Below are 16,714 nucleotides of genomic sequence, written 5' to 3'. Positions count from 1 at the left end.
AGTGCTAAGACGTGTGGATAGTGAGCAAGATCGTCCTCGGACACAGTATTACCCCACGGATCGCGAAACGCGATCTTGAAATCGGGGCGATCCTAGCTCGAATCGATCTCCTGCAGTCGCCATCCGGCGCTGTCGTAGACGATGAACTGCCCTGAGTCTCTTAGCGCTGTGGCGATGCGTTTACTTCGTGTCTGGTCAGGCTTCAGCTTGGCGCTGCCGTCTACTTGGTCGCCGAGCCGGGAGTGTACCTGGTCGACGAGCTCGTCTTCGTGGACATAGAGCGTCTTCGGCCGCGACTGGCCCGCGCACTGAGTGCTGTTGTAGCCGTGACGGCAGCGGTAGGTCGCACGTCCGTGGTTCCAATGCGAGTCCAGCCGCCGGTCGCAGACACCGCAGTGAATCAGGCCGGCCAAGGCGAACCAGCGAGCCCGGCCGTCACTGGCCGGTCGCGCCGCTCGGATCTGCTGCGCGTCGATGAAGTCCTGTTCGGTGACGAGCGCTAGATGGGCGGCCTTCGCTGACAGGGCCGGCGTTGAGGCTGGGCTGCTGGTGTCGGTGGTGCGGCGGTTCCAGGTCTGGCGGCCGGTGTAGCGCGGGTTCGCCAGGATCACGGCGACCGTGCGCAGCGTCCAGGCTCCGCGGGTGCGGTGCCGGTTGCGGTCCGGGTCGGCGCTCGATGGGCAGGGCACGCCACGCTCATTGAGGTGTCGGGCGATGCTGGCGACGCTTTGCCCGGCCAGGCGTTGCCGGAAGATCCAGGCGACGTGGGGCGCGGTTCGTGGGTCGGGTGCGAGGCGTTGGAGTCGTCTGCCCCAGCGGGCGTCGGTGGGGTTGGGGTGGGGGCCGGCGTCGACGAGTTGGTAGCCGTAGGGTGGTCGGCCGCCGAGGTAGCGGCCTTGCTGGGTGGCCTGTTGTGCATCGCCGCCAGTACCCGGTGGCGGGCGCGGAGGACTTCGCGCTGTGACTGCGTGGCCAGCAGCGACATCAGTGCCCGGTGATCGCGGTTGCTTAAATCGACCGGACCGGCTGTCTCGGGGAGCCAGAGCTGAATACCGTGGCGGCTGCACCGGCTGTAGAGGGTGGCGAACTGGGTGCCGGTGAAGGCGCGTTCGTATTCACCGACCACGATCGCATCGATTTCGGACTCCGGGCTGGAGGTCTCGGTCATGAGCTGGGCAGCCTGCGGTCGCTGGTGCCATGGGACGCGGCGTGAGGTGCCGACGTCGAAGTAGGTGGCGACGACATGGCCGTGGCCCCCGACCAGCTCATCGGCCATGTCGCGTTGCCGGCCCGGTGATGAGACGCGGTCTTATGGCGGGTGGTCGAGGTCCGGCCGTAGAAGGCGAACCGCAAGCCACTGCCGTGGTTGGGGCGGGCAGTAGTGGTTGTCGGCTTCTTGCTTTTCATCCACTGCGCCAGCAGGTCGGCCGTGTCGGCGGGTTGTGCGGTCACGTAACGCGGGGCGGTGCGGTGAGATCACGCTGGACGGATGTCGCGGCCGTTGGGTCATGACGGCGCGCTCTGAGCGGTTCATCCGATCAGCGCAGGGCGGGTCGTCGTCTCGCAGGCTCGCCGCCAGCCAGTGACAGTGAACGCTCATGTCGTAACTCAGCTCGAGGCGACGTCGTCCCACGTCTCCACTTGCTCCGAACGAGTGAACTTGAAGTTTCAATTTCTTACTCTAGGTAACGGTGGGGAGTCAGTCGCTCACTGCGGTCACCAGCGGAAATGATCGTGAACATCGTCGGCTGAGTCCTTTTCGTGACCGGAGGCGGCTTTCGGGCACTGTTACGCGCGGGATGCGGATGTCGACGTCTGCCACAGAGCGTGACGCGTTCCGTTGCGTCGCCGCTGGACTGAAAGAGGCAGCCCCGTGTCTTACGCCCCCATGCCGCCGTCGGTGCCGATGCCGGTGGCGAACCAGCCCAAGAACGGCCTCGGCACGGCCGGGTTCGTGCTCGGCCTGATCGGGTTGATCTTCGCGTTCATCCCGATCATCGGGATCGTCGCGTGGCCGCTGACGATCCTCGGACTGATCTTCGGCATCGTCGGGACGCTGCGCGCCAACCAGGGCCAGGCGAGCAACAAGGGGCTGGCCATCACCGCCGTCGTGCTGTCGGCGATCGGGCTGGTCATCTGCGTGCTCTGGACCGCGGCCTTCGGCAAGGCGGTCAACGACGCCGCCAACGGGATGCCCGCCGCTGCCCCGACCAGCTCGGTCGCCGCGCCCGACCACATTCAGACCACCAGCCCCAACCTGAACGACGCCGCCGCTTCGGCCGCGGCCACTGCTCCGGTCGAGCCGCCGGCACCCACCACGAGCGAAGCACCCAAGTTCCCGCCGCAGGTCGAGCAGGCCCGCGCCTCCGCCCAGAACTACCTGAGCTTCACCGCGTTCTCGCGCAACGGCCTGATCCGGCAGCTGTCCTCGTCGGCCGGCGACGGGTTCCCCAAGGATGTGGCAACCCAGGCCGTCGACAGCCTGTCGGTGGACTGGAACGCGCAGGCGGTCAAGTCGGCGGAGAACTACTTGAGCTTCACGTCGTTCTCTTGCTCGGGGTTGAAGCAGCAGCTGTCATCGTCGGCGGGTGACGGCTTCACGAAGGCCCAGGCCGCCTATGGGGCTGGCCAGACTGCAGCCTGCAAGTAGATCCGCCGCAACCAGCGGGAGTAACGGATGTCCTCACCCATGCGACCTGTCGCGGAATTGGTCGCCGATCGTCGCCGAGTACGGGAAGTCGAGCGTCTCGCGCCGGGAAGCGGGTAAGGCGTTACAGCAACGCGGCCGGCGTCTTCTATGGGGGCGCGTCGCGTTGACCATCGCCTGGTGCGTAGCCGGAAGTAGCGGGCGGGGTCCTCGCGGAAACCTCGGGTAACGGCGACGACAAGTGGACCATGTTGTCGTCCATGACCGCGTGGAAATGCGAAACGGGCAAAGGAATCTGTGGTTCAGACGCTGCGGTGTGTGCTGACAGCCGCCCGGAGTTCGGCGAGCTTGGGCGCGAGGGCGGCGTCGACGGCGAGCGGATCCCGTGCGTTGAGCTCCTGCATCGCCCGGCGTTCGGGCAGCTGGGTGTTGATGTCGATCCGGCGCTCCTCCAGCCCTGCCACGATCTCCGCGACCACCTCGTCGACGGGTCGCAGGCCGTAGCCCAGGTCCGCGCCGGCTCGGGTCGTGGCCATCATGGGCGTGTCGACCGGGCCGGGGTAGACCGAGGCGACGTGGATGCCGCTGCCGTACAGCTCGCGCCGCAGGGCTTCGTCGAAGCGCATGACTCCGGCCTTCGTGGCGGCGTACGTCGCGTAGAACGGCGTGCCGACCAGGCCTGCGGCCGAGGAAATCCCGACCAGGGCGGCGTTTCCGTGCGCCGCGCCCGCGGCGCGGAGGTGCGGTAGCGCTGCCCGGGCCGTGAGGATGGGGGCCAGCAGGTTGAGGGCGACCATGGCCCGGATGTCCGCCACGTCGATGTCCTCGAGGGGTGCCGCCCGGACGTTGCCCGCGTTGTTGATCAGGACGTCGAGGCCGCCGAGCGCCTCGGCCGCTTCCGTGACCACGCGGTCCGGCTCTCCGTCGGCGGTGAGGTCGGCGGTGATCGGGTGCGCGGTGCCGCCGCGCTCGGCGACCAGCGCCGCCGTTTCGGCCAGTGGCTCGGCCCGGCGTCCGGCGAGCGCCAGCGCGCCCCGCCGGGACGCCAGTTCCAGGGCCAGGGCACGGCCGATGCCGCTGCCGGCCCCGGTGATCAGGGTGCGGCGTTCCCGCAGGTCGAGCGGGGGAAGGCTCATCTTTGACACGGTTGTCATGAATGGAACGTAGCTCATCTTTGATGAGGCTGTCAAAGATGAGCTACGCTGAGACCGTGGCGGGCAAGCGGCAGTTCGACGAGAGGCGCACCCTCGAGCTGGCGAGGGATATCTTCTGGGCCAAGGGATACGGCGCGACGTCCATCCAGGACATCGCGAACGCCTCGGGCGTCCTGCGCGGCTCGCTCTACAACGCCTATCAGGACAAGGAAACCCTGTTCCTGCAGGTGTTCGAGGACTACGCCCGCGACTTCCTCGCCGAGGCGGCCCGCGTGCTCGCCGATCCGGACATCGGCCGCGCCCTGCGGGCGTTCTTCGACTTCACCATCACGTCCATGACCACCGGCGAGCCCGCTCGCGGGTGCCTGACGACCAAGACGGCGATCGACTCGAAGGCCGGCGGCGAACGGATCAACGCCGCGTTGCGCCGCCTGCTCGACGGTCTGGAACAGCTCGTCCGCGATCGGCTGGCAGCTGAAGACACCCGGCTCGCGCTCCCCGCGGCCGACGCGGCGCGGGTGCTGGTCACCATGACCCGCGGCATCGTCGTCATGGAACGCGTCTACCAGGATCCGGAACGGCTCCGAGTCACCGCGCGGTCAATGATCGACGTGGTGCTGGCCGGTTAGCGACGGGCTGTGCCGAACCGGCGTTGATAGGCGGCCGGGCTGATCGACAGCTTCTTGGCGAAGACCCTCCGCAGGCTTTCGTAACCGGGGAAGCCGGCGAGGGTCGCGGCTTGTGTCGCGGTGTGTCCTTGGTCGAGCAGGGCCCTGGCCAGGTCGAACCGGATGTTCTCGACGTAGCGGGCCGGCGTCGTGGCCAGCTCGTCGTGGAAGAGCCGGGCGAGGTGCCGGGTGCTCACGTTGAGGTGCTTGGCGAGCCCGCCGAGCGAGTGGTCTCCGCCGGGATCCGCCGTCACCAGGTCGGTGATCGTGCGCAGCGCCGGCGAGCGGGGTGGTGTCCCCCGCAGGGGCGCCGAGAACTGGGACTGGCCACCCGCCCGCTGCATGTACACGACCAGGGCGCGGGCGACGTCACGTGCCAGGCTGGGGCCGTGGTCCTCCTCGACCAGGGCGAGCGCCAGGTCGATGCCGGCCGTCACGCCCGCCGACGTGTAGGTGACGCCGTCGCGGACGTAGATCGCGTCCGGCTCCACGTGGCAGGTCGGGCACCTGGTGGCGAGTTCGTGCGCGACCTGCCAGTGCGTGGTCGCGCGTTTGCCGTCGAGCAGGCCCGCGGCGGCGAGGACGAAGGCCCCGGTGCAGATCGACGCGACCCGGCCGGCCGCCGCGGCCGGTACCCGCGCGGCGTCCGCGAGTTCGCCCGGGACCCGGGCGCGCGGATAGACGTCGGAGCCGGCCACCAGGAACGTGCCCGGAGCCGGTTCGGCCGTAACGGCGGCGTCGACCGCGATCCGGACCCCGAGGCTCGACGTCACGTCCGCGCCGGTGGGTGACAGCAGCACGACCCGGTACTCGGCGCCGAACCGGTTCGCCTCTTTGAACACTTCCGCGGGACCCGCGAGGTCCAGCAGGGTCACCCCGTCGTAGACGAGGAACGCGACACGGTGAACGGGCACAGGTCATTCGTAGCACGTCCGGATTCGAGGCGTTCCTGGCCGGACGAAGGCAGCGCCGCACAAGGATCGGCGAGCAGCATGGAAGCATGTCAGAAGTCATCGCAGAGCTGGAAATCCCGGATACGCAGGCGGTCGCCGAGGCGACTTCGCACATCCGGGAAACGACCAGCCCACTCATCTACCACCACTCGCGGCGGGTGTTCTTCTTCGGCCTGCTGCACGCGGACCGGCTCGGTGTGCAGCCGGATCCCGAGCTGCTCTACGTGGCGGCCATGTTCCACGATGCCGGTCTCCGGGTTCCGTTCTCCGAAGCCGAGCAGCGCTTCGAAGTCGACGGCGCCGACCACGCGCGGAAGTTCCTGATGGACCGCGGTTTCCCGGCCGCCGCCGCCGAGACGGTCTGGACGGCGATCGCCCTGCACACCACCCCGGGCATCCCCGGCCGGATGGCCCCGGAGATCGCGGTCACGTACTACGGCGTCCTGACCGACGTGCTCGGCTTCGGCCTGGACGAACTGGACCGTGAACGGCTGGCCGCAATCCTCGCCGCCCACCCCCGAGGGGACTTCAAGAACGAGTTCCTGCGGACCACCGTCGAGGGGTTGAAGAACCGCCCGGACACCACGAACGGCACCGTGAACTCCGACTACCTCGAACACTTCGTTCCCGGCTTCCGGCGCACGACGACGGTCGAGCGCATCACCGGCTCGCCGTGGCCGAGCTGACCCTCCGGAAAGGACTCGCGCATCCCCGATTCGCTCGGCCAAAGATCTTCCGGTAAGCATCCGAGTGGGGAAAGGTACGTCGAGCCGGCAAGCCGGAGGAGGTCGCGGTCGCGTGGTCGACGAGCGTGCGCCGCGGGAGGCCGGGCAGGCGGACCGGCTCGGTGCCGAATGGGAGACGCATCGGCCCGCGGTCTTCGGGGTGGCGTACCGGCTGCTGGGAAGCGTGGCCGACGCCGAGGACGTGGCCCAGGACGTGTGGCTGCGGGCGGGCGGTTCCGATCTCCGCGAAGTGGACGACCTGCGGGCCTGGCTGGTCACGGTGGCCGCGCGCCGGTCCTATGACATCCTCAAGAGCGCTCGCGTGCGCCGGGAGGCCTATGTCGGGCCTTGGCTGCCGGAACCGCTGCTGACCGGACCGGACGCGTCGGAGCCGGTGCTCGTCGACGAGTCCGTCAGCGCCGCGATGCTGCTGGTCATGGAGGAGCTGACCCCGCCGGAGCGGGTGGCCTTCGTCCTGCACGACGTCTTCGAGCTCGAGTTCGGCCGGATCGCGGAAGTGCTGGACGTCTCCGTGCCCGCGGCCCGGCAGCTGGCCTCGCGGGCGCGGCGGCGGGTGGCCAAGGCGAAGCAGTCCGCTCCGCGGGCACCGAAGGCGGAGCGCGAACGGGTGCTGGCGACCTTCCGCGCCGCCTACGAGTCCGGTGACCTGGCCGGCCTGGTCCGGCTGCTGGACCCGGACGCCGTCTACGTCACCGACGGCGGTGGCAAGGTCTCGGCGGCCCGCAAGCTCATCCACGGCGGCGAGCGCATCGCCGAGGTGATGGTGCGCGTGAGCCGCCAATGGGAGCTGGACCACATCGACCTCGTCGAGGTGGGCGGCGAGCTTTCCCTCGTCTGTTACCGGCAGGGCCGCGTTTACTCCGTCGACACGGTGCAGATCACCGACGGCCGAATCACCGCGTACCGCCGGGTCATCAACCCGGACAAACTTTCTCACCTCTGACTGTCACACCCGGAGGAGCTACCTCGTCTCCCTGACGAGAACGAAAAAGGGAGCCGAGGGAACGCTCGCGAGCAGGCCCGTTCGCGCATTTCCCCTCCCGGTGAGGAAAGTCATGAAATACACCAGGGCCGGATTGCGGATCGCCGGCGGTGTCCTGGCCGTCGCCGCGGTGTTCGCGGTCACGGCCTGCGCGGCCGCGGACCACCCCGCCTCGGCAACGACCCCGACAACCGCGCCGGTGGCGCAGCCACCCGCGGAGACCCTGAAACCCTTGCTCCAGCAGGCTCTTCCCGGCGTGCAGGGAAAGACCTTCACCTCGGCGATCGTCACCTTCCCTCCCGGCGCGCACGCGGCACCGCACCGGCACGGCGGCGCTTTCGTCTACGCCTACGTCCTCGAAGGAACTGTGCGCAGCCAAGTCGACGACAAACCCGCCGGCACTTTCCACCCCGGGGAGAACTGGACCGAGCGGCCGGGCGCCCACCACGTCCTCACGGAAAACCCGAGCGCAACGGAACAGGCCAGGCTGCTGGTCGTCTTCGTCGCCGACAACGGAGCCGAGCTCAAGGTCGACGACGCCCACCAGTGATATCCAAGAAATCGGAGAAAGTGATGACGAACACCCCACGCGTGAGCATCGACAAACAGCACCCGGCTGCCTACAAGGCACTCATCGGCCTTTCCATGGAAGCGGAGAAGGCCGCCGCCGCGGCGGGTCTCGACCCGCTCCTGGTCGAGCTGGTGCGGATCCGCGCCTCCCAGCTCAACGGCTGCGCGTTCTGCCTGCGGATGCACACCGGTGACGCCCTCAAGAAGGGAGAAAACCCCGACCGCATCGCCGTGCTGCCCGCCTGGGAGGAAACGGGCTACTTCTCCGACACCGACCGGGCGGCGCTGCGGTTGACCGAGGCCATCACCCGGGTGGCGGACGGGCACGTCGGCGACGAGGACTACGCCGCCGCCGCGTCGGTGCTCACCGCGGAGCAGATTTCGGCTGTCGCGTGGCTCACCACGGTGATCAACGCGTTCAACCGCGTGGCCATCACCAGCCGGTACCACGTCGCGGGCTGACGTCCCCCGCTTCCGGACAGCCCGGGGACCCGGGCTGTCCGGAGGGCTTCCGCTCGCCGTAGCCGGCGAGGTCTTCGACCAGGAAGGGGTCCGGTGCGGAATCCCGCCGGGCCACGCTCACCCGGCCGTCGGCCTCGAGGACGACCCAGGCGACGTCGTCGAGGCGGGTGATGCCGGCCAGCCGGAGGTGCTGGCGCAGTTCGTCCGGGGTGATCCGGACGTGCAGCAGGCCGCCGTGGCGGACCTGCGGACCCTCCATGAGCAGAATCGGCTCCAGCCGCAGCGCCCGGCCGAACCAGCGGCTCTTCCGCGCGAGTGCGAACAACCGCTGCAGCACGAACAAAGTCACCATCGCGACCACACCGCCGGCCGGCGTCGGGACGCTCAGGAGGGCGGTCCGGCCGAGCACCGCGCCGAACGCCATGACGGCGGCCGCGTCGTAGACCGACATCGCCGTCAGGCTGCGCCGGCCCATGACCCGCACCAGCACGAGGAAAACCCCGTACATCACGACCGTCGTGAGCGCGACCGCGAGCGCCCCTCCCGGGGTGATCGACCGGATTTCGGCCAGTGTGAGCACGGGCACCTCCACATCACGGCCGAACGCCGTGCCACGCTCCGGTGAGCAGTTCCAGGATTCCCTCCCGGGTCGGCGGCTGCGGGTTCGGGTACGGCGAGGCGGTCACCTGGTCCGCCACCTCGCCGAGATCGCCGAGGCCGAGGCCGAGCGCGCGCAGGCTCGTCGGACCGTCCACCCGCTCGATCAGGTCGAACACGCCCGAAGGCGCGTCGAGCGCGTCCAGCGCCCGGCCGATCCGCTCCATCACTTCCGGCACGGCCGGTGCGTTGTAGCTCATCACGTGCGGGAGGACCACGGTGTGCGTGCTCGCGTGCGGCAGCCCGAAGCTGCCGCCGAGCACGTGGCAGAGCTTGTGGTGCAAGCCCATGCCCACGGAGGCCAGGCACATCCCGGCCAGCCACGCTCCCCGGAGCAGATCCGACCGCACCTCGAGGTCGGTGGGCTCGTCGGCGAGGCGGCGCAGTCCGTTTCCGATGCCGGAGATCGCGTCGACGGCCCAGCCGTCGACGATCGGGTTGGCCTGGGCCGAATACAGTGCCTCCACCGCGTGGGCGAGCGCGTTGACCGCGCTGGTCACGGCGATCGGCACGGGCAGCCCGATGGACAGGTCCACGTCGTAGATCACGGTTTCGGGCAGGATCGACGGCGACGACCGGGTGGTCTTCTTCCCGCCGGCGGTCTCGCCGAGCACCGGGGTGACCTCGGAACCCGCGTAGGTGGTCGGGAGGATGACCTGGTCGACGCCGGTCCGCGCGGCCAGCGCCTTCGACAGCCCGGTCGTCGAGCCGCCGCCGACCGCGACCACGCAGTCGGCGGCGCTCGACCGCAGGTACCCCATCGCCTCCTCGGTCACGCCGACCGGGGTGTGCAGGGCAGCGCCGTCGAACCGGGCGACGCACAACGGCCCGAGCAGCTTTTCGACCCGGTCACCCGGTTCCACGAGATCGCCGGCACTCAGCAGCAGTACCCGCGACCGACGCAGCCGGGCGACTTCGGCGCCGACCTCTTCCAGCAGCCCCCGGCCGAAGAGGATGCGGTAGGGCAGGCCGACGTACTCGAACCCGGCCGTCACGGCGTGGCTCCCGGGTGGCGGCTGTCGTGCAGGATCGTGCCCCCGACCATGACCTCGGTGTCGGGCACCTCGACGAGCCAGACCCGGAAGGCGCTCTCCGGCGTTCCGGTGGCCTCGGCGGCGGCCGCGGACACCGCGGCCAGCAGGCCGCGCTTCACGGACCGGTCGTGTCCCTGGGCGATGGTGATCTGGATGAACGGCATCAGGCCACCGGCTTCGTCAGGCCGCCGTCGACGCGCAGTACCTGTCCGGTGACGTACGACGCGTCGTCGGAGGCGAGGAACGCGACCGCGGCGGCGATCTCGTCCGGGTACGCCCAGCGGCCCAGGTGGATCCCGAGCGCGTCGGCCATGGTCGCGCGCACGGCGTCGGCCGTCAGGCCCTGCTTGCCGGCCATCGCCTGGTGGCGGGCGAGCCAGCCTTCGGTCAGCGTCATCCCCGGCGACACCGCGTTGACCCGGACGCCGCGCGGCGCGGCTTCGGCCGCCAGGTAGCTCGTCAAGGCCACGACCGCCGCGTTGGTGATCCCGGTGACCGCGGCCCCCGGGACCGGCGCGTGCGCGGTGGCTCCCGCGACGTTGACGATCGCGCCCCCGATCATCTTGGGCAGCGCGGCTTTCGCGACGCGGACGAAGCCGCGCAGCTTCGTGTCGAGCGCGTCCCCGAGCACGCCGTGCTCGGTGTCGGTGAGCGGTGCCGCCGCGATCTGGGGGCCGGCGCAGTTGACGACGATGTCGAGCCGGCCGTGCCAGGCGTACGCCTGACCGACGGCGGCGTCGACGGACTCTCCGTCGCGCACGTCCGCGGGCACGGCCAGCGTTTCCCCGCCCAGCCGGCCCGCGGCGTCCTTGACAGCGGTCTCGTCGCGGGCCAGCAGCGCGACCGCGACGCCCTGCTCGGCCAGGTACCGCGCCACGGCGTGCCCGATCCCGCGGCTGGCCCCGGTTACCAGCGCCGTGCGCCGCTCCGCCTGCTCCGTGCGTGCCACCATTCGGGTCTCCTTCGGCTCGTCCCCGGCAGTTCGGCCTCCACTGCACCGCGAGCCGGCCCGCGCTGACAAACCGTCCTAACAGGGCCGTTCACACCGTGCCCGCCGACGAGCCGGGCGGCTCTCGCGCCGCTAACACGGGGCGGGGCACGATCGGCGGCTTCGAGCCCGGAACGGGGAGGAACCATGGAAAGTCCCGGAGTTCTCCGGATCCCGGACAGCGCACCCGCCCGCCTCGTCGACGTCCGGCAGGTGCGGCCGGGCCGCCGCGCGGTCGCGGTCGGCACTTTCGACGGTGTCCACCTGGGTCACGCGCGGGTGGTCGCCGACTGCGGGACGGTGCTGACCTTCGACCCGCACCCGCGCTCGGTGGTGCGCCCCGGCGGCGGCCCCCGGCTGCTGACCGACGTGGCCGGCAAGCGGCGGAGACTCGCCGCGCTCGGCGTGCGGGAAGTCGTGGTCATCCCGTTCGACCGCGAGTGGGCGGCGCTGGACGCGGCCACGTTCGTCGACGATGTGCTGGTCGGCCGGCTCGGCGCGGTCCGGGTGGCGGTCGGGGCGAACTTCCGGTTCGGCGCGCGCGGCGGGGGCGACGCGCAGATGCTGCGGGCGGACCGGCGGTTCGCCACCACCGTCGCGGAGATGGTGACCGTCGGGGAGGACGTCGTGTCCTCGTCCCGGATCCGGGATCTCGTCGCCGCCGGTGACGTCGAGCGGGCCGCGCGGCTGCTCGGCCGGCCGCACGCGCTGCCCGTCCACGCGCTCGGCGACGACCGCCTGGTGCTCGATCCGGCTCTGGCGATTCCCCGCCCGGGCCGGTACACGGCGGTCGTCGACGGCGTGGCGGCCCCCGTGACCGTGCTCGGCTCCGGTGTCGTCGAACTGGCGCGGCGGCGGGCGGCAGGCCCGGTCGAGGTGGCCTTCCTGCACCGGAGCTGAGGTGAACCAGGCCTGTTAATCCGCGCGAAATCCCGCATTGCCCGCCTGTGGTGCTCGGGAGACACTGCAGTGCGGACGAGCCGGATGCGATGGGAGGTGCGTTGCGTGGCACCTGCCGAACCCGGCGTGCCGCCGGGTGCCCGGACCATCATCCGGCGGAAGCTGGCGCCGCCGGCCGTCGGTGACCGGCTGGTCCGGCGGGACCGGCTGACCGGCCGCATCCGCGCCCTGCTCGGGCGAGCGAACGTCCTCGCGGTGTACGCGGCGGCCGGCTCGGGCAAGACCACCGCCGTCGCCATGGCGCTCGAGGACCTCGACCGGCCGGTGGCCTGGCTGTCGCTCGACGGTACTGAAGCGGCGGCGGGACGGCTGCTGCTGTACATCGAGGCGGCGGTCGCGCCGCACGCCCCCGAAGCGCGGGGCGCGGCGACCGACGCGCTCGCCGCCGGCATCCTGATCGGCGAGGCGGCCGGACTGCTCGCCGAAAGCCTGCACGGCACCGGAATCGTGCTCGTCTGCGACAACGCCGAGCGGATCGCCGGCAGCGACGAGGCCCTCACCGTGCTGTCCGCGCTGGCCCGCTACGCACCCGCGGACGTCGAGATCGTCCTCCTGTCCCGGACCGCCCTGCCGCTGGACACCGGTTCGACCGGGGACCTGGCCCGGATCGCCGAGCTCACCGGCCCGGACCTCGCCTTCGACCTCGACGAGGCCGCGGAAGCGTTGCGCCTGGCCGGGTGCCCGCCGTCGGATGCGGCCGAGGCCATCCGCGTCACCGGCGGCTGGGCGGCGGGCATCCTCTTCGCCGACGGCGCCGTCGGCGACGCGCCCCACCGGTTCCGCGACTACCTCTCCACGCACGTCCTTTCCGGACTGTCCGAACGGGAGCGCCGGTTCCTGGTGCACACCAGCCTCCTGGACGAGGTGACCGTCGACGACGCGCTCGCGCTCGGCCTCGACGACGCACCCCGGACCATGGCGGCGCTGCGCCACCGGCACCTGCCCGCCGCCTGGCCCGACGACCGGACGCTGATCGTCAGCCCCCAGCTGCGGGACCACCTGCGCGACCTGCTCGCCGAGCAGGAGCCGGGCGAGCTGGAGCGGGTCCGGCTGCGGCACGCCCGGCTGCTGGTCCGCCGGGGCGAGCAGGAGGAGGCCGTGGACGCCCTGCTCGGCGTCGGTGCCGCCGACGAGGCGTGGGTGCTGGCGGCCGAGCTGCTGCCGCGCTTGATCGAACGGATGGACTTCGGCCCGGCGGCGCGCTGGCTCGACGAACTGCGGGTGTCCGAGCGCTCGCTCAGCCCGCGGATCGGCGGGATCGTGCTGCGCGTCGCCTTCGCCCTGGAACAGGCCGGGCGCGGCGTGGAACTGTACGACCGGCACGGCCACGACTGGCTCCCCGAGCTGGCCGCCGACGAGCACAACGGCTCCGGCGAGGCGCTGGTGCTGCTGGTGTGGTGCCTGTGGCACGCCGGTCGCCCGGCCGACGCCGGGCACGTGTCCGAGCTGCTGCCGCCCGGGCGGGCCCGGGACATCGCGCTCACCGTGCTGGCGCTGAGCCGCGAGGACCCACCGCCCCCGTTCCCCGCCTTCGCGACCACCCCCTCGGGACCGCTCGACGGGATGCTCATGCGGCTGGCCTTCATGCGCGGGCGGCTGGCCGGTCTGGACGATCCCGGCACCCACGGTCCCTGGCGCAGCGTTCTCGGCGCCCCCTGGGTCATCGCCGGGCTCCGCGCGACGGGGCGGATCGACCAGGCGCTGGCCCGCTACGAGGCGCACCGCGACGCACCTCAGCCGCTGTGGCTGCACGCCCTTGACGCCGTGGAGCTCATGATCGACCTCCGTCGCGCCGAGGACGCGTGGCAGGCCCTGCGGCGCGGGCACGAACTCGTGCCGGCCACCGGGTCGCAGATCTACCGGGTGTGGCTGCACGTGATGGAGGCCAAGCTGTGCTTGCGCCTGCACCAGGACCCGGACGCCGCGCACCGCGCGCTGGACGAAGCGGAGGCGAGCGGTGCGGGCACGCACGCGTTCACCCGCGAGCTGACCTCTCTCTGGCGGGGGCTCGCGTTCCTGCTGCGCCACCGCGACGCCGAGGCCCGTGACGTCCTCGACCAGTGCCTGCGGAGCATGCTCGCCGCCGACCGCGTGCTCGAGATCCCGACGGCGGCGTGCTACCTGGCCGAAGTCCAATGGCGGCTGGGGGAGGAGGACGATTCCGACGAATCCGCGGCGTTGGCGATCAGGGTGGCGGAGGAGCGGGGTTCGGTGCACCTGCTGCTCACCGCGCTGGCGGACGTGCCCGCCGTGGCCGTGCGGGGCGCGGACACCGAACCGAACCGGCTGTCGCGCTGGCACGAGCTGACCGCGTCGCTCGCGAACGGCCGCCGGATCACCGCGGCCGGCCGGGCGCCGAGGCTGGTGCTCGAGGACCTGGGCGAGCCGGAGCTGCGGGTGGACGGCGCGACGGTGACGCCCCGGCTGCGCAAGAGCGTCGAGCTGCTCGCTTACCTCCTCGCCACCCCCGGCCGCGAGGCCGGCCGGCAGGAGCTGCTCGGCGCGCTGTTCGACTCGGACAACGAAGCGGCCGGACGCAGCTACCTGCGGCAGGCGCTGTACCGCCTGCGCGAGGTGCTGCCGGAGGAGCTGGCGCCCGTCCTGCGGAAAGACCGGTTCCACCTGCCGGGGCCCGACCTGGTCGGCAGCAGCGCGGCGGAGGTCATGGAGGCCTTCACGCAGGCCGATCACCAGGACGGAGAAGCCAAGCTGGACACGCTGACCCAAGCGCTGGCCGCGACCGAGCGAGGCAGGTACCTCGCCGACCTGTCCGGAGCGTGGGTGGAGGCGCGGCGCGCCGAAATCGACGAGCGCGTCCTGCGGGCCCGGCTGGACGTCGCCAAAGTCGCGTTCCGGCTGGGCCGGTACCGCGAGGCGGTCGCCAACGCGGACACGGTGCTGCGCCTCGACCCGTACCGCGAGCAGGCCTGGTTGCTGCGGATCACCCTGGCCCAGGCCAGCGGCAATGACGACGACGTGCTCGCGCTGTACCAGCGTTACGCGGCGACCATGCACGAACTGGCCGTGCCCCCGTCAGCGGAGGTCCACCGCCTGGTCACCCGGTTGCGGAGCTGATTTCCCGGTCGGTAACGGGGCCGGTGGCACGGTGGTGGCGGCCAACGTCACCCGCGTGCTCCCACGGAGGTAGCAATGGACAGCGCGAAGCAGCTCGCCGTGCCCGACACCGACGACGGGGTCTTCCGGTTCCGCCAGGCCATTTCCCGGTTCAGCACCGGGGTCGCCGTGATCACCACGCGCACCGTGGACGGGCCCGCCGGGATGACCGCGAGCGCGGTCGCCTCGCTGTCGATGGACCCGCTGCAGCTGCTGGTGTGCATCGGGTCGAACCTCCCGACCTGCCAGGCGATCCGCGAGTCGGGGTACTTCGCCGTCAACGTCCTCGGCGAAGACCACGAGCACCTCGCGAAGCGGTTCGCGACGCGCCGGAAGGACAAGTTCGCCGGCGTCGAGTTGCGGCCCGACAGCGACGTCCCGGTGCTGGCCGGCGCGATCGCGCACTTCGTCTGCGCCGTCGCGGACACCTTGCCGGGCGGGGACCACACCATCGTGGTCGGCGACGTGCTGAGGTGTGACCACGTGCCGGGCACGACTCCGCTGGTGTACTTCGCCAGCGCTTTCGGCACTCTCCACGACCCGGCGGCCGCCGGCGGCTGGCACTTCGCGTCGGCGATGTGACCGCACCCCGGACGCGTCCGGCCGTCGTCGTCCGGACCCGGCTGCGGCCCCCCGCCCCGCACCCGGACGACGTGCGCCGCACGCGGCTGCTGGCCCGGCTGGACGCGGCCGGCGAACCGGTGGTCCTGGTGGCCGCGCCGCGAGGCGCCGGGAAGACCGTGCTGCTGGCGCAGTGGGTCGCCTCCCGGAAGTGCGCCTGGGTGAGCCTGAGCCGGCACGACGACACCCCGGCGGGAGTGTGGTCCGCGGTGCTCGAAGCGCTGCGGCCCTGCTGCGCCGGCGTTCCGGCGCCCCCGGCGGCCCTGCTCGACGACGAGCAGGCGCTGCTCACCGAGATCATCCCCGAGCTGCTCAACGCGCTGGGTCCGGCCGGGCCGCTGGTCCTCGTGCTCGACGGGCTGGACGTCGTCGAGCACCCGGTGACCAGGGCCGCGTTGGACGAGTTCGTCCGCCGGGCCCCCGACGCGGTCCGGGTGGTGCTGGCGACGGCCCGCCCGCCGAGCGGGCCGGTCGCTGCCCTGCGCGCGGCCGGCCGGCTCGCCGAGTTCACCGAGGACGACCTGCGGTTCGACCTGGCGGAGACCCGGCAACTTCTGTCGGCCACGGCCGGGCGGCCGGTCGACGGGGCGGAGGCTGCCGCGGTGTGGCGCGGGTACGCGGGCTGGGCGACCGGTCTGCGGCTGGCCGGCATGGCCCTGCGGAGCCGGCCGCCCGGCGCGCGCCTGCCGTACCCCGTTCCGGCGGTGGAGGAGTTCTTCCGCGCCGAGGTGCTCGAACGCGTCACCTCACGCCAACGCCGGCTGCTGCTCCACAGCAGCGTCCTGGCCGAGCTGACCCCCGAGCGGTGCGCGGAGGTGACGGCGCTGCCGGCGGTGGGGGAGACGCTGGCCGCGTTGGCCGCGTCCTCGCTGCTGGTGCGGCGGACCGGAGCGGGGCTGCGGTGCCACCCGGTGCTGCGGGCCGTGCTGGGATCGGTGTTGACGGCCGAACACCCCGAGGCCGTCGCGGTGCTGCACGCCCGCGCGGCGGAACGCCTGCGGCGGGAAGGCGATCCGGACGCCGCCTACGAGCACGCCCGGCTGGCCGGGCTGCCCGGCGTCGCCGCCCGGACCGCCCTCGAGACGTGGCCGGCAGCGCACCCGCGCACGCTGCTCGCGCGGCTCGACGAGCTGCCGGCGGCGCCGGCCGACGCGCACG

At 71.7% G+C, this 16,714-nt stretch carries 17 protein-coding genes; 10 read left to right on the top strand and 7 right to left on the bottom strand.

All coding sequences use genetic code 11. The annotated features are described in order from the left end of the window. Positions 1–92: 92 nt before the first annotated feature. Positions 93–740, bottom strand: coding sequence for a recombinase family protein (locus AB0M83_RS12990; protein ID WP_364516688.1), 648 nt, complete (start codon positions 738–740; stop codon positions 93–95). Between the two features lie 1,133 nt (positions 741–1,873). Between AB0M83_RS12990 and AB0M83_RS12985 the strand changes: the two genes are divergently transcribed. After that, positions 1,874–2,650 carry an Ltp family lipoprotein gene (locus AB0M83_RS12985; protein ID WP_364516442.1) on the top strand — a complete coding sequence of 259 codons (777 nt, stop codon included), beginning with the start codon at positions 1,874–1,876 and terminating at the stop codon, positions 2,648–2,650. Between the two features lie 299 nt (positions 2,651–2,949). Here the strand turns inward: AB0M83_RS12985 and AB0M83_RS12980 are convergent, their stop codons facing one another. Continuing rightward, a complete protein-coding gene (locus AB0M83_RS12980) occupies positions 2,950–3,801 on the bottom strand; it encodes an SDR family NAD(P)-dependent oxidoreductase (RefSeq protein WP_364516440.1) in 852 nt (283 codons plus the stop codon). Between the two features lie 38 nt (positions 3,802–3,839). On the opposite strand from AB0M83_RS12980, the gene AB0M83_RS12975 reads away from it, so the two are divergent. Continuing rightward, a complete protein-coding gene (locus tag AB0M83_RS12975; RefSeq protein WP_364516438.1) occupies positions 3,840–4,430 on the top strand; it encodes a TetR/AcrR family transcriptional regulator in 591 nt (196 codons plus the stop codon). On the opposite strand, the gene AB0M83_RS12970 is transcribed toward AB0M83_RS12975, so the two are convergent. Next, on the bottom strand, positions 4,427–5,383 hold the full coding sequence (locus tag AB0M83_RS12970; RefSeq protein WP_364516436.1) for a DJ-1/PfpI family protein: 957 nt from the start codon (positions 5,381–5,383) through the stop codon (positions 4,427–4,429). The genes AB0M83_RS12975 and AB0M83_RS12970 overlap by 4 nt on opposite strands. An 86-nt stretch (positions 5,384–5,469) precedes the next feature. On the opposite strand from AB0M83_RS12970, the gene AB0M83_RS12965 reads away from it, so the two are divergent. From AB0M83_RS12965 to AB0M83_RS12950, 4 genes are all read left to right on the top strand, one after another. After that, positions 5,470–6,108 carry an HD domain-containing protein gene (locus AB0M83_RS12965; RefSeq protein ID WP_364516434.1) on the top strand — a complete coding sequence of 213 codons (639 nt, stop codon included), beginning with the start codon at positions 5,470–5,472 and terminating at the stop codon, positions 6,106–6,108. A 112-nt stretch (positions 6,109–6,220) separates the two neighbouring features. After that, complete coding sequence (gene sigJ, locus AB0M83_RS12960; protein WP_364516432.1) at positions 6,221–7,111, top strand: RNA polymerase sigma factor SigJ; 891 nt, start codon at positions 6,221–6,223, stop codon at positions 7,109–7,111. A 112-nt stretch (positions 7,112–7,223) separates the two neighbouring features. Next, the gene (locus tag AB0M83_RS12955; protein WP_364516430.1) at positions 7,224–7,700 is read left to right on the top strand and encodes a cupin domain-containing protein; all 477 of its coding nucleotides are present in this window, start codon (positions 7,224–7,226) and stop codon (positions 7,698–7,700) included. Positions 7,701–7,723: 23 nt separating this feature from the next. Beyond that, positions 7,724–8,182: a carboxymuconolactone decarboxylase family protein gene (locus tag AB0M83_RS12950; RefSeq protein WP_364516428.1), complete on the top strand. Its 459-nt coding sequence runs from the start codon at positions 7,724–7,726 to the stop codon at positions 8,180–8,182. On the opposite strand, the gene AB0M83_RS12945 is transcribed toward AB0M83_RS12950, so the two are convergent. The 4 genes from AB0M83_RS12945 to AB0M83_RS12930 are packed head-to-tail and all read right to left on the bottom strand — an operon-like array spanning position 8,154 to position 10,825. Then, positions 8,154–8,762, bottom strand: coding sequence for a YetF domain-containing protein (locus AB0M83_RS12945; protein ID WP_364516426.1), 609 nt, complete (start codon positions 8,760–8,762; stop codon positions 8,154–8,156). The genes AB0M83_RS12950 and AB0M83_RS12945 overlap by 29 nt on opposite strands. Positions 8,763–8,775: 13 nt before the next feature. Continuing rightward, positions 8,776–9,834 (bottom strand): maleylacetate reductase, encoded by a 1,059-nt coding sequence (locus AB0M83_RS12940; protein WP_364516424.1) that lies wholly within the window; start codon positions 9,832–9,834, stop codon positions 8,776–8,778. After that, a complete protein-coding gene (locus tag AB0M83_RS12935; protein WP_364516422.1) occupies positions 9,831–10,037 on the bottom strand; it encodes a tautomerase family protein in 207 nt (68 codons plus the stop codon). Before AB0M83_RS12935 ends, AB0M83_RS12940 begins: the two co-directional genes overlap by 4 nt. Next, complete coding sequence (locus AB0M83_RS12930; protein WP_364516420.1) at positions 10,037–10,825, bottom strand: SDR family oxidoreductase; 789 nt, start codon at positions 10,823–10,825, stop codon at positions 10,037–10,039. The genes AB0M83_RS12935 and AB0M83_RS12930 overlap by 1 nt, the downstream gene beginning before the upstream one ends. A 183-nt stretch (positions 10,826–11,008) precedes the next feature. Here AB0M83_RS12930 and AB0M83_RS12925 point away from each other — a divergent pair, with 183 nt between their 5' ends. The 4 genes from AB0M83_RS12925 to AB0M83_RS12910 form a co-directional block, all read left to right on the top strand. Next, on the top strand, positions 11,009–11,761 hold the full coding sequence (locus tag AB0M83_RS12925; RefSeq protein ID WP_364516418.1) for an FAD synthetase family protein: 753 nt from the start codon (positions 11,009–11,011) through the stop codon (positions 11,759–11,761). Positions 11,762–11,866: 105 nt separating this feature from the next. Further along, positions 11,867–14,896: a BTAD domain-containing putative transcriptional regulator gene (locus AB0M83_RS12920; RefSeq protein ID WP_364516416.1), complete on the top strand. Its 3,030-nt coding sequence runs from the start codon at positions 11,867–11,869 to the stop codon at positions 14,894–14,896. A gap of 75 nt (positions 14,897–14,971) precedes the next feature. Beyond that, positions 14,972–15,517, top strand: coding sequence for a flavin reductase family protein (locus AB0M83_RS12915; RefSeq protein ID WP_364516414.1), 546 nt, complete (start codon positions 14,972–14,974; stop codon positions 15,515–15,517). Further along, a partial coding sequence (locus AB0M83_RS12910) for an AAA family ATPase (RefSeq protein ID WP_364516412.1) occupies positions 15,514–16,714 on the top strand: 1,201 nt, incomplete at its 3' end. The genes AB0M83_RS12915 and AB0M83_RS12910, both read left to right, overlap by 4 nt.

Origin of the sequence: Amycolatopsis sp. NPDC051106 (assembly GCF_040682775.1) — a bacterium.
Taxonomy (GTDB): domain Bacteria; phylum Actinomycetota; class Actinomycetes; order Mycobacteriales; family Pseudonocardiaceae; genus Amycolatopsis.
The sequence above is the reverse complement of the archived record's forward strand: the minus strand, read 5'-3'. Positions and strand labels throughout refer to the sequence as shown.

What these genes read in the sequence shown, in the direction of transcription:
- AB0M83_RS12925 (WP_364516418.1), top strand. Translation starts at nt 11,009, where the DNA reads ATGGAAAGTCCCGGAGTTCTCCGGATCCCGGACAGCGCACCCGCCCGC.
- AB0M83_RS12950 (WP_364516428.1), top strand. Translation starts at nt 7,724, where the DNA reads ATGACGAACACCCCACGCGTGAGCATCGACAAACAGCACCCGGCTGCC.
- AB0M83_RS12930 (WP_364516420.1), bottom strand. Translation starts at nt 10,825, where the DNA reads ATGGTGGCACGCACGGAGCAGGCGGAGCGGCGCACGGCGCTGGTAACC.
- AB0M83_RS12955 (WP_364516430.1), top strand. Translation starts at nt 7,224, where the DNA reads ATGAAATACACCAGGGCCGGATTGCGGATCGCCGGCGGTGTCCTGGCC.
- AB0M83_RS12915 (WP_364516414.1), top strand. Translation starts at nt 14,972, where the DNA reads ATGGACAGCGCGAAGCAGCTCGCCGTGCCCGACACCGACGACGGGGTC.
- AB0M83_RS12980 (WP_364516440.1), bottom strand. Translation starts at nt 3,801, where the DNA reads ATGACAACCGTGTCAAAGATGAGCCTTCCCCCGCTCGACCTGCGGGAA.
- AB0M83_RS12965 (WP_364516434.1), top strand. Translation starts at nt 5,470, where the DNA reads ATGTCAGAAGTCATCGCAGAGCTGGAAATCCCGGATACGCAGGCGGTC.
- AB0M83_RS12935 (WP_364516422.1), bottom strand. Translation starts at nt 10,037, where the DNA reads ATGCCGTTCATCCAGATCACCATCGCCCAGGGACACGACCGGTCCGTG.
- AB0M83_RS12975 (WP_364516438.1), top strand. Translation starts at nt 3,840, where the DNA reads ATGAGCTACGCTGAGACCGTGGCGGGCAAGCGGCAGTTCGACGAGAGG.